Genomic DNA, 23,998 nt, shown 5'->3' with positions numbered 1-23,998 from the left:
TTAAAAGAAAACCGGGCGAACCGGATCGCAAAGTTCCCCTTGCGACTGGGGTTCCACCCGATCGTAATTCTTTATTTTTACCGTGTTACATTTTGGCGAATCTCAGACTTCATAAAGAGCCGAGTCGTTTCGTATTCAATGTCGGCAATCATTTGTTCGAACATGTGATAACCAGCGGTTTGGTACTCAACCAGTGGGTTTAACTGACCATACCCCCGCAAACCGACTGATTGCCGGAATTGATCCATTTCATCGATATGGTCGGTCCAATGAGAATCAACCACCCGGAGGATAACTACTTTTTCAAACTCAAGCATTTGCGCCGCATCATAAAGTTGGCGTTGTTTATCTTTGTAAACTCCTTCAGCTAAACTCATTAAGTAGTCCACAATTTGATTAGCATCCTTACCAACGAGATCCCGCATACTAATTTGATCTGGCTTTACCAAGACTTCCGTTGCAAAGTCAAGAATGCCTTGAAGTTGCCAATCTTCAGGATTACCAAGGGTGTGTTGGTCGACTTCCCGTTGAATAGTCCGCTTAACCATTGGCATTAAGACCCACTTCAAAGATTTCTTTTCGGTAATGACTTGTTGCCGTTCTTTATAGATGATTTCCCGTTGTTCCCGCATCACATCGTCATATTGCAAGACGTTCTTCCGGGAGTCGTAGTTGTTCCCTTCAACCCGTTTTTGCGCAGATTCAACTTGCCGAGTTAAGAAACGACTCTTGATCACCGCATCTTCACCTTCAACCTTCATCCGATCCAAGAAGGCCTTGATCCGATCACCACCGAACCGCTTCATTAAATCATCTTCAAGGGAAAGGTAGAACTGAGATAAACCAGGATCCCCTTGGCGACCAGAACGTCCCCGAAGTTGGTTATCAATCCGCCGGGATTCGTGGCGTTCCGTCCCAATAACGGCAAGACCGCCTAGTTCCTTAACACCAGGGCCAAGCTTAATATCAGTCCCCCGCCCAGCCATGTTGGTAGCAATTGTAACCGCCCCAACTTGACCAGCGTTCTTAACGATTTCTGCTTCCTTAGCGTGGTTCTTAGCATTCAAGACCACGTGAGGAATCTTTTCCTTATCCAACAAGTGGGAAAGATACTCCGAAGTTTCAACAGCAACCGTTCCGACAAGGACTGGTTGACCCTTTTCATGCAGCTTCTTAATCCGTCTTACCACGGCCGCGAACTTACTTTCCAAAGTTGGATAAAGCAGGTCTGGTTCATCCTTCCGCGCTACAGGCCGGTTAGTCGGAATGGTAATGGTTTCCATATTGTAAATTTCCCGAAATTCTTCCATTTCGGTTCGCGCCGTCCCGGTCATCCCAGCTAGCTTACTGTACATCCGGAAAAGGTTTTGGTAGGTAATATTGGCCATCGTCTTATTTTCTTCTTGAATTTCGACGTGTTCCTTAGCTTCAATTGCTTGGTGTAAACCATCAGAGAATCGCCGACCTTCCATTACCCGACCGGTAAAGGAATCAACGATCAAGACTTCACCATCGGAAACTACGTAGTCCTTGTCCTTAAGCATGATGTAGTTAGCCCGCAAGGCTTGATCCAAGTGGTGAGTTAAGGCGGTGTTATCAGGATCATAAAGGTTCTTTAAGTTAAAGTACTTTTCCGCTTTTTGGATCCCTTGGTCTGTCAAAGAAACGGTCTTGGATTCAAGGTCAATCTTGTAGTCGTCCTCGTTCTTTAATTTCTTTACAAACCGGTCAGTCTGTTGGTAAAGCTTTGAAGTCCCTGTCCCGGGACCAGAAATAATCAATGGCGTCCGGGCTTCATCGATTAAGATTGAGTCAACTTCATCAACGATGGCATAATTTAATCCCCGTTGAACTTGATCTTCTTGGTAAACCGCCATGTTATCACGAAGATAGTCAAATCCAATTTCACTGTTCGTGGAATACATGATGTCACACTTGTAGGCTTCCCGCTTCTCATCCGGCGTCTTTTCCGCACCGTTAACCCCGACAGAGCAACCTAACCAGTGATAAAGTTGTCCCATTTCTTCGGCGTCCCGTTGCGAAAGATATTCATTAACCGTAATAACGTGAACCCCTTTTCCACTTAGGGCATTTAAGTAAACCGGCATCGTAGCCGTTAAGGTCTTCCCTTCACCGGTTTTCATTTCGGCAATGTTCCCTTCATGGAGAACAATTCCCCCCATGATCTGCACGTGGAATGGGTAGAGACCTAAAACCCGTTTTGCTCCTTCACGGGCAACCGCGAAGGCTTCTGGTAAGATCTTGTCAAGGTCTTCTCCTTGTTCTTGCACACGCTTCTTAAATTCGGTTGTTTTAGCTTTTAATTGATCATCCGTTAGTTTCGCCATCTGATCGGCATAACTTTCAACCTTATTTGCGATTTTATTGATCCGCCGAAGTTCTCGCCGGTCACTTTCAATCCACTTTCTAAGTATGTTCGCCATTAATGCGTCCTGTCCTTCCCCAAATAAATTTGCCGGTGTAGGATTAAAATCCTAAAATACCCGGTATTTTTCCATTCTAATTTAAATTCACATTTTTAATTCTACCATGTTCAAGAAGTTTTTGAAAATGATTGCTTTCTTTCATAACGATGTTTTATTTATCTTAAGAAAATTAAAAAGAGGCTAAGAAGAAACACGAGTTTCTTCTTAGCCTCTTTTTTATCTCCGAATGTTACTCAGAAACGTCAGTCGAAAATCACGACCATTTCCTATGTACATAAAGCACAAGCCGGAGCATCCTTAGTGCTGCTACCTTCCGGTCCTGACACGATTCGCGAGTCCAACCTTGCTTTATGGCCTTACGGCACTTACTACTTTACCTTATCTATAGAAGAAATGCTAGTCAAAACTTAAATTATTTTTTAATTAGCGATTTCTTTTTGACGTTTACGCTCTGCTTTCCGCTTTTTCCGAATCATCCGAAAAAAATGACGGAGCATGTCACCACATTCAGTTGCCAAAACCCCACTTTTAACTTCAACTTGATGATTTAATCGCTCATCTTGAAGTAGATGATATAAAGAATCAACTGCTCCGGCTTTAGGATCAGGAGCCGCATAAATTACTCGCTTAATCCGTGAATTAATAATGGCCCCACTACACATAATGCAAGGCTCTAGTGTCACATAGAGATCGCAATCTTCAAGTCGCCAACTTCCCAAATTCTGACATGCCTCCATAATTGCAAGTACCTCGGCGTGATAAGTTGCGTCTTGAAATTTTTCACGCATATTATGGCCACGACCAATAATTTTTTCATCATGAACAACCACTGCTCCAATTGGAACCTCACCTAAAATTTCTGCTTGCTCTGCTTCTGCCATGGCGGCGCGCATATAATCGATTTCTGTCATCATTTTTAAATTTCACCCACTGTTTTTTATTCCGATTCAGTGTATAATGAATTTTCGTTGGGTGCCAACTTTAAATGACCTAAAATTCATTTTGAAAAAAATTTTGGCCCCTGTGAAAGCGAAATAAAAGCCGAATTAATACACCATATCTTGTATTTAGTTTTTATTTAACTACGAGATATGGTGTTTTTTGGATTGATTTTTCCCAAAAATCGGCTATACTTTAAAACATCAAATTCGTATTAGGGGGATTTAATTATGGTAACCGTTTTTTCAAAAAATAATTGCGTACAGTGCAAGATGACGAAGCGTTTCTTAGAACAGCACAACGTTAACTTCATAGAACACAACATTGATGAACAACCAGAATATATTAACTCATTAAAGGCTGAAGGTTTTAAGGCAACCCCAGTTGTTAAATTACCTGACGGTGTTGCTTTCACTGGTTTCCGGCCAGACATGCTTAAGAAGTTGGCTTTCTAGGGTCCCCCAGATAAATTGCTGGGGCGTGCCCCGGCAGCCCTACCATAGAGTAGTAGGCGCCTTTGCCTACGCTCTTTTTTGTGAGGTTTATCCTTAACTGGCCTCAAGGGGTGGAACTATCGAAACTTTATTCCACTTCTTTTCCTATATATATTATTAATAAATTGTACGGAGGAAAACATGGCACTTTCTGATATTGATATGACGCAAGTCAAGTACTTTGATTTAAATAATGAAATCAATTTGCCTAAGAATGGACAAATCCAATTAAATAAGGACAAAGAGGCCCTTGAAAACTTTCTAGAAGTTAACGTTTACCCCAACACCAAAAAATTTGGTTCCGTTGAAGAACGGTTAAACTGGTTGATTGATCACGACTATTTAGAAAAGGAATTCATTGAAAAGTACTCAATGACCTTCATCACTCGTTTGTATGACTACCTAAAAGGGATTAACTTCCATTTTCATTCCTTTATGGCGGCCTACAAGTTCTACGCCCAATATGCAATGCGGACAAACGATAAGGAGTACTACTTGGAAAACTACATTGACCGGGTAGCAATGAATGCTCTGTACTTAGCTGATGGGGATGAAGAGCTTGCCATGGATCTCGCTGACGAATTAATCCATCAACGCTACCAACCAGCTACCCCAACCTTCTTAAACGTTGGGCGGAAGCGCCGGGGAGAGTTTGTTTCCTGCTTTGAAATCCAAGCCACTGATAATATGAATACAATCGGCCGGACGATCAACTCTGCCCTCCAACTCTCTAAAATTGGTGGTGGAGTCGGCATTAACTTAACTAACCTCCGGGAAGCCGGCGCCCCAATCAAAAAAATTAAGGGTGCAGCCAGTGGCGTGGTACCAGTTATGAAATTATTGGAAGATGCTTTCTCATACTCCAATCAGCTTGGCCAACGGCAAGGAGCTGGTGTTGTTTACATTTCAGTTTTCCATCCTGATATTGTGGCATTTCTATCTGCCAAAAAAGAAAATGCGGATGAAAAAATTCGACTCAAGACCCTTTCCTTAGGGATTACGGTACCTGATAAGTTCTACGAATTAGTTGAAAAGGGTGAAAAAATGGCCCTCTTCAGCCCATATGATGTGGAACGAGTTTATGGTAAGCCATTCGCCTACGTTGATATCACCAAGGACTACGACAAATTAGTCGCTAATGATGAAATCACCAAAAAGTGGATTGATGCTCGGGAACTTGAAGACGAAATTTCAAAACTCCAACAAGAATCTGGTTACCCATACATTGTTAACATCGACACTGAAAACCGAAACAACCCCGTTAACGGGAAAATTATCATGAGTAACCTCTGTTCTGAAATTGCCCAAGTTCAAGCCCCTTCAGTTGTGGCTGATGATCAATCTTACGATATCTTAGGGACTGACGTTTCATGTAACCTTGGTTCCACCAACGTTGCTAACTTAATGGAAAGCCCCGACTTCGGACGGTCTGTCCGGGCAATGATGCGGGCATTGACCACAATCTCTGATGCGGAAAGTTTAACGGTGGTTCCTTCAATTCGGAAAGGAAATGACCTTTACCACTCAGTTGGACTCGGCGCAATGGGGCTTCACGGATTCTTAGCTAAGCACCATATCCAGTACGGGAGTCCAGTAGCAATTGAATTTACTAGTGTTTACTTTATGTTGCTAAACTACTGGACTTTGGTTGCTTCCAACGAATTGGCCCGCGAAAAGGGTGAAAGTTTCTACGAATTCGATAAGAGTACTTACGCTGATGGTTCATACTTTGACAAGTACCTCAACCAAGACTGGGGACCAAAGACACCTTTAGTAAAGCAGCTTTTTGATGGCTTCTTCATTCCTGGTCCCGATGACTGGGCAGCCTTGAAGGCCAAGGTTCAAAAAGATGGCCTTTACAATGCCTACCGGATGGCGGTTGCCCCAAATGGATCAACTTCTTACATTGGTGATTCGACTTCAAGCTTGCATCCAATCATCAATCGGATTGAAGAACGGCAAGAAAAGATGATTGGGAAGATCTACTACCCTGCCCCATATCTAAGCAACGACACCCTCCCATACTACAAGTCAGCATACGATACAGATATGCGGTCAGTTATTGATACCTATGCGGCGGCCCAAGAACACGTCGACCAATCCCTTTCAATGACCCTCTTCATGCGGTCAACCATTCCAGCAGGAATGTATGAATGGAAGAACGGGCGGACGGATAAAATGACTACCCGGGATCTAAACATCTTACGTCACTATGCTTACCAAAAAGGGATTAAGTCGATCTACTACATCCGGACCTTCACCGACGACAGTGGTGAAATTGGCGCTAACCAATGTGAATCCTGTGTAATTTAGGCGTTATTAATTAAAGTTTCACGATTAGCATGCTACAATTGAATAGTTATTTCTTAAATTTAAATTAAAAGGACCGAGGATAAATAAAAATGGCAATTGAAAACTATAAAGCAATCAATTGGAATCGGGTTTCCGATATGATTGATAAAGCAACTTGGGAAAAACTAACTGAACAATTCTGGTTAGATACCCGGATTCCAGTTTCTAACGATATGGACGACTGGCGCGAATTAGACGATGATCACCGGTGGGTTGTTGGTCACGTCTTTGGGGGCTTGACCCTATTGGATACACTCCAATCTGAAGCTGGCCTAACTGCTTTAAAGGAAGATGTTAAGACCCAACATGAAACGGCGGTTTTGAACAACATTCAATTTATGGAATCGGTTCACGCCAAATCATATTCAACGATTTTTTCCACGTTGAACACGCCCGATGAAATTGAAGAAATTTTCCACTGGTCAGACACTGAAGAATATCTTCAAAATAAGGCTATTAAGATTGGAAACCTCTATTTGGATCCAAACGAAGACCCATTAAAAAAGAAGATTGCCAATGTTTTCCTGGAAACTTTTCTCTTCTATTCTGGTTTTTACACCCCACTCTACTACCTTGGCCATAACAAATTAAACAACGTCGCTGAAATCATCAAGTTAATTCTCCGGGACGAATCAGTTCACGGAACCTACATTGGTTACAAGTTCCAAGTGGGTATGAAACAACTTAGCACCAAACGGCAACAAGAAATTAAGGATTGGATGTACGACTTTCTTTATGAACTTTATGATAACGAAGAAAAATACACCCAATTATTATACAATCAAGTTGGTTGGACCGATGACGTATTGACCTTTATCCGTTACAATGCCAACAAGGCCTTAATGAACTTAGGGCAAGATCCACTCTTCCCAGATACTGACGAAGACGTAAACCCTGTTGTAATGAATGGAATTTCTACCACCACATCCAACCATGACTTCTTTAGTCAAGTCGGAAATGGTTATCGGCTTGGAGCGGTTGAAGCAATGGCTGATAGTGATTATCACGTTGCTAGTCCTAACGACGGAAAAAACGCAGACGATAAAGAATAAACCATAATTAAAAGGAGGCTTCTGCCATTGTTGGACTAAAGCTAGACAATTTGCAATTGTTAGTCACTCGATTGGGTGACCACTTTGGCGTTGACTAGTTTAGTTTAACCTGAGAATTGCCTTGTTATCGAAGCCTTTTAAGATCCGATAAAGACCAAGAAGTATTAACTTCTTAGCTCTTCTCAAACGACTTAAAAAGTCCTTGCCAAGTGCAGGGGCTTTTTATTTTTCTCTCCTTCATCAAAGTGGCCACCAAGAAAGGAGTTCCTGATGTCAAACATTACTCTTCAGCACTTATCATTTGCCTATCCAGGCGAAGGGCCACTTTTTGACGATATTAACCTTATCATTGACGACCAATGGCGACTCGGTCTATTAGGTCGTAATGGGCGGGGAAAGACGACCCTCCTTAAATTAATTCAGGGTCAGCTTCACGGAAAAGGAAAAATTATCACTCACCAATCCTTTGCTAGTTATCCAATAAATATTCAGTCTCCCAATCTTCCAACAATTATGGCTATCCAAGAAATTGTGCCGATTGAAGAATGGCAAATTGCTAAAGAGTTAGCCAAGCTTAATACTCGAGCTGACATTCTTTGGCAACCCTTTAACACCCTCTCTGGTGGTGAACAGACAAAGGTTCAGTTAGCTTGTACTTTTGCCGACCCCATAAGTTTTGTCCTCTTAGATGAACCAACTAACCATTTAGACGCCCAAGCCCGCCAGACAGTAACTCAATATTTACATGCAAAAAAGCAAGGCTTTATCATCACTAGCCATGATCGTGGTTTCCTTGACCAAGTCATTGACCACGTTTTAGTAATTGAAGCTAAGCAACTTTATCTGCAACAAGGCAACTATTCAAATTATCGTGCCCAAAAAGATTTACGAGACCAAACCAATCAAGCTAATAATGAACAACTCAAAAAAGAAATTCGTCGCTTAAAAGCAACTGTTCAGGAAAAACAAACCTGGGCCAACAAGGCGGAAACTAAAAAAGACCACGCGGCCCATGGCGATCGTGGTTTTCTAGGGGCTAAAGCGGCCCGGATGATGAAAAGATCAATTAATCTTAATCATCGCCTAAATAACGAAATTAAGGCTAAAAAAGGCCTGTTAACAAATATTGAGCAGAGTTCAGAATTAACAATGAACTATCAGCCAGCTTCAACTCCCCAGCTCCTCACAGTTCATGATCTTAGCCTCAGAAACGAGGAGCAATCACCCCTTTTTAAACCTTTAAATTTCAATTTAGCACGCGACCATCAGTTAATTATTACCGGAGCAAACGGCATTGGAAAAACAACCTTGCTCAACTATCTTGCAAAGCAAATTACAAACCAGTCACCAAGTTTCGATTGTGATTTTCCAAGGCAATTAACCATCAGCTACCTCCACCAACAACTTAATTATGACCACCAAAAACTTGATGAGTATGCCAAAACCCACGGACTAGAAAAGGAAGCCCTTTTAAATTTGCTGTATAAGCTCGGCTTTCAGCGTAACACATTTCGCCACGCAACCGACGAGCTCAGTGCTGGTCAACAGCGTAAGCTCGCCCTCGCTACCTGTTTATTAACTCCGGCTAATCTTTATCTCTTAGATGAACCCTTTAACTACCTCGACACCTATAATCAAGACCAATTAGTTAACGTTCTTCAGACTGTCCATCCAAGTCTCATCATGGTCGAACATGATCCAACTATCATTCAGCAACTTGGCTTTCCAACAATTAATTTGGAGTACTAAGTTTAATTCGTGTCAAATTACACATACTTTCTGATTTTCTTTTAATATTAAGTTGATTGATTAGTAAAGTTAAAATAATTAAGCTATGATAAAAAGCCACCCAATCAAGAAAATGATTGAGTGGCTTTCATTATAAAACCCTAGTTTCGACCAGTGTATTTATCAGAAATCGTAAAGTGCTTGGAAATGTGAACCTTTGGCTTTTGCGTTACATCGGCACCATAGTACTTCATAGCGATCTTCTTGATCGTGCCGTTTTTGATTAACTTCTTCAGCGACTTGTTAATCTTCTTTTGTAAGTCCTTGTCGTTCTTGTTAATCAACATTCCTTCGCCAGCACCATCAAGGTTGGTAGTAAAGTACATGTTAGGTAAGATCTTTAACCCACTATTTGGTACAGCCTTCAAAGCTAATTTTTGTAAGTAGTAGTCATTCATAATTAAGTCAGTCTTACCGTTCTTAACATCTTTGAGGTAAACGTCGTTAGAAACGTTGTCGTAATTAACGAGTTGCGCACCAAGTTGTTGGGCTAGCCGTTGATAACCCGTTCCGGCTTCCCCAGCAGCTTTTTTGCCTTTAATATCAGCCCAGGAATTAATGCCGGAGTTATCACTAGCCCGGACAACAATGCTGTTAAAGGAGTGTTTAAATGGCGTCGTCATCAAGAATTGCTTTTTCCGGGCTGGAGAAATCGCATAGTCGTTGACTGCCAAATCAGCTTTACCAGACTTAACAGCAGCCAATTGACCGTCAACGTTATATTCCTTGAACTTAACCCTCATTCCAAGATCTTTGGCCACCGCGCGAACAACTTCGATATCATAACCAGTTAATTTCTTAGTCTTTGAATCATGATAAGAAGTTGGGTAAAGGGTCCCAGAAGTGGCAACCGTCAAAGTCTTCTTGTCACTTGCACGGTTTTGATTACCACAAGCAACTAAACCGCCAACAACTAATAAGGACATCGCGGCTAAAGCAATCACCTTAAACCGTCTAGATTTGAAAAGCATAATGGACAATACCTCCTAAATTTGTTAATTAAAGAATAACCTAATCGACAAAAAATGCAAGCGCTAACAAAGTGAAACATTACACTAAATTATGATTTAAATGACGTTCCAACAGATCCTGACCAAATGACATTAGGCAACAAACCAACCAGTAAATTACGGCAATAACAATATAAATGGTCATGTAGTCCTGATTAGCACCCGCTACAATTTTTGCCTGCATAAACATTTCAGAAATCGTAATCATTGCGACTAAAGAAGTTCCCTTAAATAAGTCTAGCAATACATTCCCTAATGACGGAATGGCGATCCGAAAAGCTTGGGGAAGCAGAATATGATAAACCACTCCAAGGTAGGAAAAGCCAAGTGAAAGGCCTGCATCCATTTGTCCCGGATCAATGGCAAGAAAAGCTGACCGATAATATTCAGCCACAAAGGCCGCTGGGACAATCGTTAAGGAAGTAATCGCGGCTGGTAAGGCATCTAGATTTAACCCAAAATAGGTTAGAAAGAGGACCACTAACATTGGCACACCCCGGAAAAAGGAAATATAAAAACGGGCAGGCCATTGTAAAAACTTTATTCGGCTAATCCGCATTAACATCAAGATAAAGCCCAAAATGTTTGCAAGGCTAAAACAGACTACTAACAAAAATAAGGACATTGGCAGACCACTTAAAATCGTTGGAATTGAGTCGAAAGCCAATTTAGCATCAAAAAAGCCTGGTATTGATAATCGAGTTAACAAATCCCCCATTTTTGATCCCTTCTCTTTACAAAATTAACAAATTAGTGATGATTCGTCTTTAATTTAACCACGATTGTTAAACGCTTACAAGTTAAAAGTGATATCATAAAAATAGTTCTTGTTCCCCGTGAAACATAGGAGGTTGCTGATGACAGAAAATTTATTATTACAACCAGCTATCAAGCTCGCCCAAATGATTAGGGCAACAGAGATTTCAAGTAGTGAATTAATCGATACCGTCTTTGCAATGATTGAAAAGCAAAATCCGCAATTAAACGCGGTGATTAGTGAACGACAAGCGGCAGCGAAAAAAGAAGCTACTCAATTACAAGATCATGGTCAACCATTTCTTGGTGTTCCCCTTTTGTTAAAGGGGCTTGGACAAGCTAAAGCAGGACTTCCATCAACCAATGGTAACCGCCTTTTTGGTAATACCATTGCCCAAAGCTCCAGCAATTTTACCAAAGCACTGGAAGCTGCCGGCTTCATCATTATCGGCCAGACTAACTATCCCGAATTTGGCTTTAAGAACGTTACGGACTCGAAAATGTACGGGAATGCCCATAATCCGTGGAACCTCGATTACTACCCTGGCGGTTCTTCCGGTGGGGCAGGAGCAGTAGTTGCCGCTGGTATGCTTCCCCTAGCTGCCGCAAGTGACGGTGGTGGTTCGATTCGAATCCCAGCTTCTTGGACGGGAACCATTGGCCTAAAACCAACCCGTGGCCGAATCGTAACGGGACCAGGTGATTGGCGATCTTGGCAAGGAGCAGCTGGTAACTTTGCGATTACCCGGTCAGTCACCGACACCGCCCAATTATTAGATTGTTTGCAAGCTCTTCAACCGGCCGCGGTTTTCCAAGTTCCACTGAATGAAAAAGGGTTTGTTAACCAATTAGCTACCAAGCCAAATTTAACGGTTGGTTACACCACTGTTTCGCCAGTCGGAACACCCGTTGACCAAGAAGCGATTGAAGCCGTTAAAGAAGCGGTCATATTCTTAGAAAGTCAAGGAATTAAAACCGAAGAAATTACTTGGCCAACTGATGGTAAACACCTCATGGATACTTATTACTTGATGAACGAAGGCGAAACCGCCGCCATGTTTGACCAAATTGAAGCTGGTTTAGGCCGGTCAATTACGAGTGACGATATGGAGCCATTAACTTGGGCCCTCTACCAAACCGGGACTCATGTTACTGCTAGTCAATACAGTCGCGCATTGAGTACTTGGGATTTTGCGGGTGAACAAATGGCTAAGTTCCATCAGAAGTACGATCTACTTTTGACCCCATCCACGGCAATGACGGCGCCGAAGATTGATGAGCCATTAAATACCGCAGCAGAAATTGATACCATGCTCCACATTACCGAATTAAGTCCAAAGGAGCAACAACAATTCATTTGGGACCAATGGTTAGCTGCCTTAACCCGGTCACCATTCACCCAGCAAGCTAACTTGACCGGTGAACCAGCAATTAGTCTTCCAACTCACGTAACGAAAACCGGCTTGCCAATTGGTATTCAATTTGTGGCTGGTAAAGGACAAGAAAGTCAGTTACTGCAAATCGCTAAACTTTTTGAAGATCATCATCAGTTTAAATTTTTACATTAGCAAAAAAGGTGCAATTGAGAAAATTCTCAACTGCACCTTTTTGATTTATGAGGACTGTTAGAGCATAAGATTAATTAATTAGTTTCGACCCCTTTACCATCGTACTCAGCAATCATGATCTTCTTAAGGTCGCTGATTAATGGTTCTTGTGGGTTAGCCGTTGTACATTGATCTTCGTAAGCCAAGGTAGCTAACTTGTCAACCACCTTGTCGAAGTGGGCCTTGTCAACCCCCCATGCCTTCAGACTAAGGGTTACCCCAACAGAGTGGGCTAATTCCTTAATCTTGTCACAAAGCTTATCGATCAATTCCTCGTTCGAGTCACCCGTTAAGCCAATCGTCCGCGCAATCGTTGCGTAATCGTCAGCAGCCCGGAAGGCTTCGTACTTTGGCCAAGTGCTGAACTTCTTAGGCAAGGTTGCGTTGAACTTGATAACGTGTGGCATCGTGATGGCAATACAGATTCCGTGGGTCAAACCAAACTCCCCACCAAGCTTGTGAGCAATTGAGTGGTTGATCCCAAGGAAGGCATTCCCAAAGGCCATCCCGGCTAAGGTTGAAGCGTTGTGCATTTCAGCCCGGGCTGTTTCATCTCCATTGTAAGAAGCCGTCAAGTTATTAAAGACCAACTTAATTGCTTGCAAGGAAAGTGGCCGGGTGTAGTCAGAAGCCATTGAAGATACGTAGGATTCAATAGCGTGACACAGAACATCCAATCCAGAAGCAGCAATGTTACCCTTTGGTACGGTATCAACGAATTGTGGATCGACAATAGCAACATCAGGTGTCAAAGCATAGTCAGCTAATGGGTACTTAACGTGCGTTTCGGAGTCCGTGATAACTGCAAATGGTGTTACTTCAGAACCAGTCCCAGAGGTCGTTGGGATCGCAACCATTTGAGCCTTCTTTGGCTTATCGAACCGGTAAGCCCGCTTCCGAATATTCAAGAACTTTTGCTTTGCACCGAAGAAGGAAGCATTTTCGTTTTCGTAGAACATCCACATCCCCTTAGCAGCATCCAATGGTGAACCCCCACCAAGAGCAATGATTGTATCAGGCTTAAAGGACTTCATTAAAGCGACCCCTTTTTGAACCGTATTTGTACTTGGGTCTGCTTCAACATCAGAGAAGACTAAGTATTGTACATCATTTTGCCGTAACTTCAATTGGTCAACAACAACGTCAACGTAGCCGTGAGCGTAGATTGATGGTCCAGTAACGATGAAGACCCGGTTAATGTTTGGCATGTCCTTGAGGTAACGAACAGAGTCCCGTTCGAAGTAAATCCGTGGTAATTTAATCCATTGCATGTTATTCCGCCTCTTGGCAATTGTCTTAATGTTGAGCAAGTCGTAGTCAGTAACGTTATGGGAAATGGAGTTTTCACCCCATGAACCAGTCCCTAAGGTCAAAGATGGCGTCATCCGGTTGTAGATGTTACCAATCCCCCCAAGGCCAGATGGTGAGTTAACAATAACCCGGGAAGCCTTCATTTCAACCCCGTATTCACGAGCAAGATCCATATCAGTAGTTTGGATAGCAGCCGTGTGTCCTAGCCCACCGTAGTTAAGAAGGGCACTACACTTAGCAAAGGCATCTTCCTTACTTTCGGCCCGGTAAACAGAAAGTACTGGACTTAATTTTTCACCAGAAAGAAGCTCCTTTGGACCAATTTCGTTGATTTCAACTGCTAAGACTTGGGTATCTTCAGGAACCTTAATGTCAGCCATTTTAGCAATCTTCATAGCAGACATCCCGGCAATTGGACCATTAACACCACCGGTCTTTTCGTTGAACATCGTCTTTCGTAACTTAGCGTGTTCTTTCTTTGGGACAAAGTATACTCGGTTGGCTTCTAAGCCGGCCTTAACTTCTTCGTAAATGTCTTTGTCAATTACGGCACTGTTTTCAGTAGCACAGATCATCCCGTTATCGAAAGTCTTGGAAAGTACAATATCATTAATTGCTCGGGCAAGGTTAGCACTTTTTTCAATGTAAACTGGACCGTTACCAGGACCAACCCCTAAGGCTGGTTTACCAGTAGAGTAAGCAGCCTTAACCATTCCGGGGCCACCCGTAGCAAGGGTGCAGGCAATTCCGGGGTTGTTAATCAAAGCAGTACTAGTTTCCCGGCTTGGTTCGTCAATCCATTGAATGGCACCTTCTGGCGCACCAGCAGCGATAGCCGCGTCCCGAACAATCTTAGCAGCATGACGGGAACATTCCAAAGCTTGGGGGTGGAATGAGAAGATAATTGGGTTCCGCGTCTTCATCGCAATGATGGCCTTAAACAACGTGGTTGACGTTGGGTTGGTAACTGGAGTAATCCCGGCTAAAACCCCGAGTGGTTCAGCAACCGTGATCAACTCATCTGCCTTGTCATCCTTAATAACACCAACAGTGTGATCCTTACGAATGTTGTGCCAAATTTCTTCAGTGGCAAACATATTCTTAATTGCCTTATCTTCAACGACTCCCCGGCCAGTTTCCTTAACCGCTTCAATCGCTAATTCCATGTGCTTGTCTTGCCCAGCTTCAACCATTTGGTGAGTAATGTAGTCAACCTTCTTTTGGTCAAAGCCTTGCATAATATCGAGGGCTTCGTGAGCTTTTTTAACTAGCTTGTCAACCATCGCTTCCGCGCGAGCCTTCTTATCAACTTCAGGGGTTTGAGCTTCATTCTGCTTAGCCATTCTAAACAGTCCTCCTTGAACTCTTAAATCATTTGTATCTTGTTTACGGTTATAAGTTTACGGGAGTAATGTGAAAAAGTCAACAAACTTTTCGGCTTGTTTTATTGGGTTTTACTCTATTGTTAAACGTTTGCTTGTGAAACTATTATCATTATCGTTTTGAACTAGCCCGTTTTAAAGATAATGGAAACGGATACAAATGATGTGTAAATAATTCGCTAACTGCTTTTACTTGGCGCTAAAAAAATATTGGTCTAGTTTTGAGGAGAATTGGTTGGTCCACGTTGAATTGCAGTTCGGTTGTTGTTTCTTCCTTGATTAACCCATTTGGGCTAAAACTAGGAACGCTTAATAGTATGGTATAATGTTTGATTGTGTGAAAATCGAAATTAAACTTTGAAAGGAATACGATCAACGTGACAAAATTACGCTCAAAAGATTATCTAATCCTTGGTTCGCTCTTTTTTGGGATGCTTTTCGGCGCTGGCAATTTAATTTTTCCCATTCATCTTGGCCAATTAGCTGGTCAACATTGGCTCGTAGCGGCTGGAGGATTTTTACTTTCCGGAGTCCTCTTACCATTTTTAGCCTTGTTAGCCTTGGCTTTAACTCGTTCGACCGGGATTGATGGCCTGGCCAAGCCACTTGGTAAATGGCCGGCATTAATCTTTCTAATTGTCGTTCAAACTACCCTGGGACCTTTGTTTGCGACCCCACGAACGGCAACCGTTTCATATGCGATCGGCATCGCCCCACATATTCAAGCCCATAATCAAAGGCTGGTGCTACTGATATACACCGCCCTCTTCTTTACTTTGAGTTACTTAGCAATGGTTAATGCGAGTAAGATTACCGATTGGATTGGAAAATATCTTAATCCGCTCTTCTTGTGTCTGTTAGCAATCATCTTTATCTTGGCCTTCATTCACCCCATGGGTTCCGCCAAAACCGCGACTTTTACTGCAACCTACCAGAATCGTGCCTTTTCAAATGGCTTTTTAGAAGGATATAACACCATGGATGGCCTTGGTGCCTCCATCTTTGGGGTAGCCATTATTACCACCCTCCGTGAAATGGGGGTTCAAGACCGTAAAACAGAAGCCCTCGCTACCATCCGCAGCGGTCTGATTGGAATAAGCGGGATCGCCATCATTTACGTCGGTTTAATTTGGCTAGGAGCAACAAGTCGGCATCACTTTAGCTTGGCAGCGAATGGCGGCACCACCCTGGCTCAAGTTGCTCATTTTTATCTTGGTACCGGCGGAGATATATTATTAGCTTTATTAACTATTCTCGCCTGCATTACGACTGGAATGGGACTGGTATCGGCCTTTTCGCAAGATTTTCACCGGCTTTTCCCTAAAGTTTCTTATCAGAACTTCCTCCGCCTTTCGTGTGGGATCTCATTTTTAATTGCTAATTTAGGTCTTAATTCAATCATTAAGTGGTCACTACCAATTTTGGTTTTTCTTTACCCATTAATGATTGCCTTGATCTTGCTCGGAATTGTTTCGCCACACTTTAAGCAGCAAGTTCTTTTATATCGCTTGACCACTTGTTTAACCTTAATCCCAGCTTGCTTTGATCTAGTAAAAGCCTTACCACCGGTACTTTCGCAGACTAGCTGGGCACAAATGCTAATTGATTTTGCCAACCACTATTTACCCCTTTATCCAATTGGGTTTGCCTGGTTGCCATTCACTTTGACCGGCTTAATCTTGAGTTGGTTAATCGTTAAATTACCTATTTCTAAATAAAATGGAGTTTTCCAACTACTTTGATTGGGAAACTCCATTTTTTATTTAACAAGTTCAAATCCTTGTTTCTTAACAAATTGAGCCACTTTTGGCCGGCGTAATTCAGCAAAAAAAGTTGCCTGAGTTTGGGTCCAAGTCGTATCTTTTTGATGGCTTGAACGATGTAAATAATACTGGTGGACCGCTTGATCATAATCTTTAAGCTCGGTAAAACCGGTTCTAGGATATTGATCGACGGCAGTAAATTGGTTGAGTGGCAACCGGGGCTTGACTTCGTTCTTCACCGTTGGTATCCCAATCGTCATCCCAAAGAGTGGTACTGTTAATGCTGGCAAATTCAATAACTCTGCAACACGCGCCAGGTTATTCCGAATGCCACCGATATAGCAAATTCCTAACCCCATTGATTCCGCCATTAAGGCCATATTTTGAGCGGCAATCGTGGTATCAACCGTCGCTACTAAAAAAGATTCCAAGTTCTTCAAAGGGGCTAAGCTTTGATGATTCGCCTTTAAAATTTGCGCTTGCCGGTTCAGGTCAGCAACAAAAACAAAGAAACCACCACTCTTTTTCACATAAGCGGCACTTTGCGAAATTTCGGCAAGTTCATTGCGAACCAATTGATCCTTAATATCCAGGATAGTAAAGGCTTGAACAAAATTTGAGGAAGAACCAGATTGAGCAGCTTGGAACAGCTTTGTTTTTACTTCATCACTCAACGACGTAGCTTCAAAATCACGTACCGAAACGTGGTGTTGCATTTGATTTAATAAATCCATTTACGTTTTTTCCTTTCAAAAAAGGCGCGGAAACCAGTTTTCCGTGCCATTTTATATTTACTTCGAAATCATCCTTGTCACGGCTTCATTGACCGCTTGAGCCTCAGCTTGAACTAAGGCTACCTTGGTCTCAACGACTTTAACATCCATTTGAATTTCCCGGGTTAAGCCAGGCGTATTGACTTTGGGCTCAAAAAAGGCCTTAAATTCAGCAAGACGCGCTGGGGTATGGAAGATGGCAGAAGTAACCGTAATAAAGGTTGCAAATTCCATGTCGCCACCGACCGTTGCATCTAGCCAGTCCCATTCGTCACGAATCCAATCCCAGGCCGCTTGTTGACCAGCTGGGGTGGCAAGTAAGCCCCGGTACCAAGCCCGAAGATCTTGCGGTTTAATGGTCTTGGCATCTTCAAAACGATCAATTAACTTACCAATCAAGGTTGCATCCTTAGTCTTAGTTAAGGCAAAGCAAAGGTCTTGCTTGTAACTAGGATCACTCGTTTGCTGATAGTCAGCTAATAATTGGTCAAAGAGTTCACCAGAGCCAAAGTTAACCACTTCATTTTGCAAGACTAAAGCCCGTACGTCTGCTGGCAATTTAGCTGCTGAATGTTGTTCAAACAAGGCGTGAGCGGCGGCAATTGCGGCCGAATCTTCCGCGTAGAGGGCAGCTGACAAAATCGTTGGCCGCATTAGTTCAGCATCAAAATCATCATTTATTTGTTTTTCCCAACCTAACCGCTTAGTTTGATCAGCACTCAAGGTTGCAAAATATTGCTTTAAGTTAGTTTCACTTGGTGTGTTTGGTTCGATAAAGTCCCGCAATTCACTTGCGATTCGATAAAGAGCATCATTAACGATGGCTGACTGGCTAGCCTTAAACTTGCCAAGTAAACCAACTAAATCAGCGTAGCTAATTTGGTGAGCTTCCGCTAGGAGACGGAGGTCTTGTAAGAGTTGTAATTGCGTAATATGGTCTAGTTCGTTTAAGTGATTTAGGATATCATCAAGCAATTCGGGAGCATACTTAACAATTAAGTGGGAATTATTTCCATCATTCAACCGTAAAGGTTTCCCAGCGGCTTGCCGGAGGCTTTGGTAATCACCAAGGTCTAAATCCGCCTTCTCCATCAACTTAGGAGCTTTAAAGTTAGCATTCAGTGGAATTGGCCATAAGCGATTTTGATCCTGGCCATCCCCAATAAAGAATTGCTTTTGATGTAACGTAAGGTGTCCATCAACCACTTTGGCTTCCACGACTGGATAACCAGGTTGATTCAACCAGGCCTTCATAATCGCTCCAATATTCATTACAGAAGCTTCACCAAGGGCCTGCCAAAGATCATCCCCCTTGGCGTTGCCGTACTGATGAGCCGTAAAATAGTTTTTGAGGCCTGCTCGTAAGGCGTCATCCCCAATTAAGGACCGCACCATTACCAAAAGGCGGCTTCCTTTGGCATAAACAATCGCCCCGTCAAAAATGGCATCGATTTCCCGGGGATCCTCGACATCAACGTGAACAGATTGGACCCCATCAGTAGCATCCCGCTGTAAGGCCATTGGCGCTTCGGAAGTTTGGAAGAGTTCCCAAATATGCCAGTCTGGTTGTAAAGCATCCACCGAAAGGTATTCCATCATATTAGCAAAAGATTCATTTAACCAAAGATCATCCCACCAGTTCATCGTTACTAAATCTCCAAACCATTGGTGGGCCAATTCGTGGGTAATCACGGTCGCAACAACACGCTTGGTATCCAGCGCGGTATTATCAGGATCCAAAAGCAAATAAGCTTCCCGATAAGTTACTAAGCCCCAGTTTTCCATTGCTCCTGCAGAGAAGTCTGGGAGAGCTAATTGCCATGAGTGTGGCAATGGGTACTTGGTTTGATAGAAGTCCTCGTAAAATTCAATTGCCCGTTTAGCAATATCAAGGGCAAAATCAAGTTCTTTTGCTTGATGGGCCTTGGTCGCAAAGACACCAACTTGGACCCCACTCTTAGTCGTGGTTAATTTCTTTTGCATTTCCCCAAAGGCAAAGGCAACCAAGTAAGTTGACATTTTGACCGTTTCTTGGAAGTAGTGCACCCCATTAGTAACGTGATCCTCTGGCATATTGGCAATAATTGTTTCGCCTGGATGTTCATCAAATTTAATTGCCAAACTAAAGGTTGCCTTAGCGGCAGGTTCATCCACACAAGGAAAGGCTTGCCGGGCAAAAGTCGTTTCAAACTGGGTCCCAACTAATTGTTTCCGTTCCCCAGCCACATCGTAGTATGAAGGATAGATTCCCATCATGGTGTCCGTCAGCGGTGCTTGGTAGTCAATCGTTAACGTAACTGGCCCTTGCTTAGCCAGTTTAATTTCAATGGTTTCCCTTGCTTGGTTTAATTCAAATGGAACTGGTTGTCCATCAACTAATACTTGGCTAACTTGGAGAAATTTTTGATTGACCGCAATTTCAGTTTCTTTGGCTTTTCCAACAATCGTGGTTGTCCCCTTGATCGTTTTTGCTTTCCGATTAATGTCAATCAACAAGTCGTAATGTTCGGGAACAAATGATGCTAATAAACGTTTTGCCATTTAATCAATTTCCTTTCGTAATCTTTATTTTTCGGTTTTGGAAGGATGGACTTGCCCTTGGATAAAGTCCGCTGCCAGATCATAAACCGCTGGACTCCAGAAGTTAGTTTCATGGTCAGCTCCTTTAACCCGGACCGCAGTGACGTCAACACCAGCGTCCGCTAGGGCACGTGCCATATCTTCCATTTGATGATACGGGACCACCCGGTCAGCATCCCCATGGAAAAGTAAGAATGGTGGATAAGCTTGCCCGGCCTTAATTTGATAAAGCGGACTCATTTCTTTTTTCAAATCAGGCCACTTTTTTTGATCCTTTCCAAACAAACAATATTGTAATAAATCAGATCCAGGGACTTGGCTACTATATTTAAAGACATCTTCAACATCAGTTGGCGCAAAACAAGCAATTACCGCATTAACTGCATCTGATTCTTCTGGATAAGCCGCCGTCCGGTAACGTTTATCGTTTCCCGTCAAACCAGTCAAAAGCGCAGCGTTGCCACCAGATGAGGTCCCCCATAAAACCACCCGATCAGGATCAATCGCATACTTAGCCGCATGGGCCCGCAAAAAGCGAATCGCCGTTTTAACGTCTTCTAAAAAAGCCGGGAAAGGGTGACCTTCAATTGAGTTTCGGTGTTGGATCGTTGCCACCACCATTCCTTGGTGGACATAACGAACCAGTTGCGGGATTTCTTCCCCTAAGGTTGGTCGTTGCCAAGAACTTCCTTGAACAAAGACTAATAATGGACGTTGCTTGAGTTCCCGGACCCGATACCGTTGTAACCACGGCACTAGGAGGGATAGTTTCAAAGCCTCCCCATCAACAGCGGCGTAAGTAACATTTTCAATCAACCGCACTTGCCCCGTTAAATTAGGATTAGCGGTAATTTCTTTGATTTCCATTTGGTTACCTCTTTTTCTAATTAGCAATGATTTCTTTTTGGATAATCTTGAGGCGATCATCTAACCGATAAATAATTGGTTGAGCATTGGGAACTTCAACTTGATTAATTTGATCATCTGGAATGCCTTCGAGGTACTTAATTAAGGCTCGTAACGAACTTCCGTGAGCAACCACCAACTGATTCTCGTGATTTAACAACCGGGGAGCAATTGCATCTTCCCAGTAAGGAAGTAACCGTTTCTCAGTCATTGCTAGACTTTCAGCCAAAGGTACCTGAACACCTAAGCGATCATAACGTCGGTCATGTTGCGGTTGACTTAACCGCGGTGGCACTGCTGAATACCCCCGCCGCCAAGCTTTAAATTGCTTTTCACCAACTCGGGCTTTAACTTCATCCTTATGTTGACCGCTAAGGGCCCCATAATGGCGTTCATTTAAGCGCCAAGTTTTATAGATTGGCAGATATAATTGATCTTGAGCGGCTAAAATTAAGTTTGCCGTAATAATTGCCCGTTGCATATACGAAGTATGAACGGCCGTATATTGATAACCGCGTTTAGCAAGTATTTGACCGACTTTTTTCGCTTGGGCCACCCCTTTTGCCGTTAACGGTGAATCCGTCCACCCGGTAAAAATATTATCTAAATTCGCCTGGCTTTGACCATGGCGAACGACAACTAAAATTGGCATTGTTCACCTTCTCTCTCACCTTTCTTATCTTATCACGATCAATTAACTTAGAATATTAATTCCGGAGCATTTTTAGTAAATAATTATCTAATGACAGTCTTAACCAGAACCATCAAAATTGGAATGACGATAATTGAAAGGACTGTCGTTTCTGTTACCATTACCGCGGCATACTCAGAATCAGCATGATAAAGTTTGGAAACAACTGGGGCATTCGTCATCACCGGCATCGCTGCTTGAATAATAAAGACTTGTTTCATCAAGGCTGGCATACTGCTTGGTAAAACCAATAAGGCCATTAAAGCTGGCGCGATTAAGAAACGACCAAGTAAAATTCCCCAGGCATCCCGCGTGAACCGGATCCGACTTAAGCCAGCGTTAGAAATCGCAATTCCAATGAAAATCATTGATAACGGAATGGTTAATCCCCCTAGATAACCACAAGTCTGCATAATAAATTTCGGTAAATGAATATGCAAAACCACCAAAATTACGGCCACAATAAACCCAAGGAGGGGCGGAGAAAATAATTTTCCCAACGCTTGTCTAAAATTAATCTTGGCCATTCCAGTACCATCTTTTTGAATCAGCCAGACACCGAGCGTCCAAAAGAAAGTTGTATTGGCCATGTAGTAAACCAATACATAAGGAATCGATGGTGTTCCAAAGAGGGCGAGATTAATCGGTAGACCGATAAAAACGGTATTCGAATTAAAAAACATCGATGAAAAAAGCCCCAAGTGACTTTGCCGAATTGCCAAAGCCCGGGCAATCGCTAAGGACAAAGCAAACAAGATTACCATCGAAATTACCGGGTATCGTAAATCTGGTAACAAAACGTGTAATTCATTCGCTGAAAACTGCTTGGTAATTGTAGAAATCATATAAGCAGGCAAAGCCACCTGAGTAACTAAGCGGGAAATAATCTTCGGTGAAACCGGACTAAACCATTGATGCTCATTGGCAATAAAGCCAACCAAGACCATCATCAAAATGACGCTAACTCCCGAAAGCGCTGCTAAAAATACTGCTAACATCTTTTTCCTCTCTTTTTATGTAATCCTTCTTAATTTTAGGCTGATTTACTCAAGTTGACTACAATATATGAGAAGAAAATTAGAAAAATTAAACTTATAAGCAACCTCTCAGCTAGCCCGCCAAAGATAAAAAAGGAAGCTGGGAATTTCTTCCAACTTCCTCTAGATCAATCTAATATTTTCCCTCATTCGGGTAAGAAATAATTACGACCATCTTGCCATGCCAGGTCCAATTTTGAACATTATTTGGCAAGATAAAGTGAGTTCCCCGTTTCAAATTATAAGTTTGGTCGCCAACCGTAATTTGACCATCGCCAGCAACAACTGAGCACAAAGTAAATGGCCCTTCATCGCGAGTTTGTGGTAAATCACCAAAAATCGTTAATTTTTTGACCGTAAAGTATGGTGAATCGGGAGCGGTCACCAAGGTGGTAATCGTTGAATTTGCTACCTGTTCCGTCTTTTGGTGAAGCTTTGGCAACTTGAATGGAACCGTAATGACATCCTTAGCTGGGCCAAGGTGTAATTCCCGCTTATTTCCTTGGTCATCCGTCCGATCATAGTCATAAAGTCGATAAGTAACGTCAGAACTTTGCTGGGTTTCAAGAACTTCAATTCCTTCGGTTAAGGCATGGATCGTCCCACTAGGAACATAGACAAAGTCGCCGGTTTTAACCGTTAACTTACCAAGAAGTTGATTCCATTTCTCTTCATCGATTAATTTTTCTAACTCTTCCTTGGTCTTAGCCTTGTGACCATAAATCAGATAAGCACCCGGTTTGGCCTTCAAGACATACCAACACTCGGTCTTTCCCAACTCATTTTCATGCGCCATCGCATAGTCATCAGCTGGGTGCACTTGGACGGAAAGCTTTCCATTAGCATCTAAAATCTTGGTTAATAAGGGGAAGCGATCGCCAGTTGGGTGGCCAAACAAAATCGGTTGGTCATGAAAAAGATCAGCAAGATTTTGACCCGCAAATTGGCCATTGGTAACCACACTTACCCCATGAGGGTGACCTGAAATTGCCCAACATTCACCAATCTTACCCTCGGGAATATCATAGCCAAAATCAGTTTTCAAATTTCGACCACCCCAAATTTTTTCATGGAAAACAGGTTTTAAAAATAATGGTTCTTGCTTCATTG

Annotated in this window: 17 protein-coding genes and 1 other RNA gene; 6 read left to right on the top strand and 12 right to left on the bottom strand. The window is 42.6% G+C overall.

Features of this window, described 5'->3' with window-relative positions; translation table 11 throughout:
• Positions 1-77: 77 nt before the first annotated feature.
• The 3 genes from secA to tadA form a co-directional block, all read right to left on the bottom strand.
• On the bottom strand, positions 78-2,444 hold the full coding sequence (secA, locus tag GTO83_RS02100) for a preprotein translocase subunit SecA (RefSeq protein ID WP_180871498.1): 2,367 nt from the start codon (positions 2,442-2,444) through the stop codon (positions 78-80).
• A 271-nt stretch (positions 2,445-2,715) separates the two neighbouring features.
• Positions 2,716-2,802, bottom strand: an RNA gene (gene ffs / locus GTO83_RS02095) — signal recognition particle sRNA small type.
• Positions 2,803-2,866: 64 nt separating this feature from the next.
• Positions 2,867-3,361, bottom strand: a complete 495-nt coding sequence (gene tadA / locus GTO83_RS02090; RefSeq protein ID WP_180871497.1) for a tRNA adenosine(34) deaminase TadA — start codon at positions 3,359-3,361, stop codon at positions 2,867-2,869.
• Positions 3,362-3,616: 255 nt separating this feature from the next.
• Here tadA and nrdH point away from each other — a divergent pair, with 255 nt between their 5' ends.
• The 4 genes from nrdH to abc-f all read left to right on the top strand — a co-directional run bounded on the left by nrdH (position 3,617) and on the right by abc-f (position 9,033).
• On the top strand, positions 3,617-3,841 hold the full coding sequence (gene nrdH / locus GTO83_RS02085; protein ID WP_180871496.1) for a glutaredoxin-like protein NrdH: 225 nt from the start codon (positions 3,617-3,619) through the stop codon (positions 3,839-3,841).
• A gap of 180 nt (positions 3,842-4,021) precedes the next feature.
• Positions 4,022-6,193 carry a class 1b ribonucleoside-diphosphate reductase subunit alpha gene (gene nrdE / locus GTO83_RS02080; protein ID WP_180871495.1) on the top strand — a complete coding sequence of 724 codons (2,172 nt, stop codon included), beginning with the start codon at positions 4,022-4,024 and terminating at the stop codon, positions 6,191-6,193.
• A gap of 89 nt (positions 6,194-6,282) precedes the next feature.
• Positions 6,283-7,284 (top strand): class 1b ribonucleoside-diphosphate reductase subunit beta, encoded by a 1,002-nt coding sequence (nrdF, locus tag GTO83_RS02075; RefSeq protein ID WP_180871494.1) that lies wholly within the window; start codon positions 6,283-6,285, stop codon positions 7,282-7,284.
• Between the two features lie 270 nt (positions 7,285-7,554).
• The gene (gene abc-f, locus GTO83_RS02070) at positions 7,555-9,033 is read left to right on the top strand and encodes a ribosomal protection-like ABC-F family protein (protein WP_180871493.1); all 1,479 of its coding nucleotides are present in this window, start codon (positions 7,555-7,557) and stop codon (positions 9,031-9,033) included.
• Positions 9,034-9,173: 140 nt separating this feature from the next.
• Here the strand turns inward: abc-f and GTO83_RS02065 are convergent, their stop codons facing one another.
• On the bottom strand, positions 9,174-10,043 hold the full coding sequence (locus tag GTO83_RS02065) for a transporter substrate-binding domain-containing protein (protein WP_180871492.1): 870 nt from the start codon (positions 10,041-10,043) through the stop codon (positions 9,174-9,176).
• 79 nt (positions 10,044-10,122) lie between these two features.
• The gene (locus GTO83_RS02060) at positions 10,123-10,800 is read right to left on the bottom strand and encodes an amino acid ABC transporter permease (protein ID WP_180871491.1); all 678 of its coding nucleotides are present in this window, start codon (positions 10,798-10,800) and stop codon (positions 10,123-10,125) included.
• Between the two features lie 139 nt (positions 10,801-10,939).
• On the opposite strand from GTO83_RS02060, the gene GTO83_RS02055 reads away from it, so the two are divergent.
• Positions 10,940-12,406, top strand: a complete 1,467-nt coding sequence (locus tag GTO83_RS02055) for an amidase (RefSeq protein ID WP_180871490.1) — start codon at positions 10,940-10,942, stop codon at positions 12,404-12,406.
• A gap of 74 nt (positions 12,407-12,480) precedes the next feature.
• Here GTO83_RS02055 and adhE read toward each other — a convergent pair whose 3' ends face one another.
• Positions 12,481-15,099, bottom strand: a complete 2,619-nt coding sequence (gene adhE / locus GTO83_RS02050) for a bifunctional acetaldehyde-CoA/alcohol dehydrogenase (protein WP_180871489.1) — start codon at positions 15,097-15,099, stop codon at positions 12,481-12,483.
• Positions 15,100-15,509: 410 nt separating this feature from the next.
• On the opposite strand from adhE, the gene brnQ reads away from it, so the two are divergent.
• Positions 15,510-16,856, top strand: a complete 1,347-nt coding sequence (gene brnQ, locus GTO83_RS02045; RefSeq protein WP_180872091.1) for a branched-chain amino acid transport system II carrier protein — start codon at positions 15,510-15,512, stop codon at positions 16,854-16,856.
• A 41-nt stretch (positions 16,857-16,897) separates the two neighbouring features.
• Here the strand turns inward: brnQ and GTO83_RS02040 are convergent, their stop codons facing one another.
• From GTO83_RS02040 to manA, 6 genes are all read right to left on the bottom strand, one after another.
• On the bottom strand, positions 16,898-17,635 hold the full coding sequence (locus tag GTO83_RS02040) for an NADPH-dependent oxidoreductase (protein WP_180871488.1): 738 nt from the start codon (positions 17,633-17,635) through the stop codon (positions 16,898-16,900).
• A 57-nt stretch (positions 17,636-17,692) separates the two neighbouring features.
• A complete protein-coding gene (locus tag GTO83_RS02035) occupies positions 17,693-20,215 on the bottom strand; it encodes a M1 family metallopeptidase (protein ID WP_180871487.1) in 2,523 nt (840 codons plus the stop codon).
• Between the two features lie 24 nt (positions 20,216-20,239).
• Positions 20,240-21,121, bottom strand: coding sequence for an alpha/beta hydrolase (locus GTO83_RS02030; protein ID WP_180871486.1), 882 nt, complete (start codon positions 21,119-21,121; stop codon positions 20,240-20,242).
• Between the two features lie 16 nt (positions 21,122-21,137).
• On the bottom strand, positions 21,138-21,812 hold the full coding sequence (locus GTO83_RS02025) for a 2,3-diphosphoglycerate-dependent phosphoglycerate mutase (protein ID WP_180871485.1): 675 nt from the start codon (positions 21,810-21,812) through the stop codon (positions 21,138-21,140).
• Positions 21,813-21,895: 83 nt separating this feature from the next.
• A complete protein-coding gene (locus GTO83_RS02020; protein WP_180871484.1) occupies positions 21,896-22,849 on the bottom strand; it encodes an AEC family transporter in 954 nt (317 codons plus the stop codon).
• A gap of 172 nt (positions 22,850-23,021) precedes the next feature.
• Positions 23,022-23,996, bottom strand: a complete 975-nt coding sequence (gene manA, locus GTO83_RS02015) for a mannose-6-phosphate isomerase, class I (RefSeq protein WP_180871483.1) — start codon at positions 23,994-23,996, stop codon at positions 23,022-23,024.
• Between the last annotated feature and the right edge of the window lie 2 nt (positions 23,997-23,998).

Source organism: Lactobacillus sp. 3B(2020), assembly GCF_013487845.1.
Taxonomy (GTDB): Bacteria; Bacillota; Bacilli; order Lactobacillales; family Lactobacillaceae; genus Limosilactobacillus; species Limosilactobacillus alvi.
This window is presented reverse-complemented; position numbering and strand designations above follow the sequence as displayed.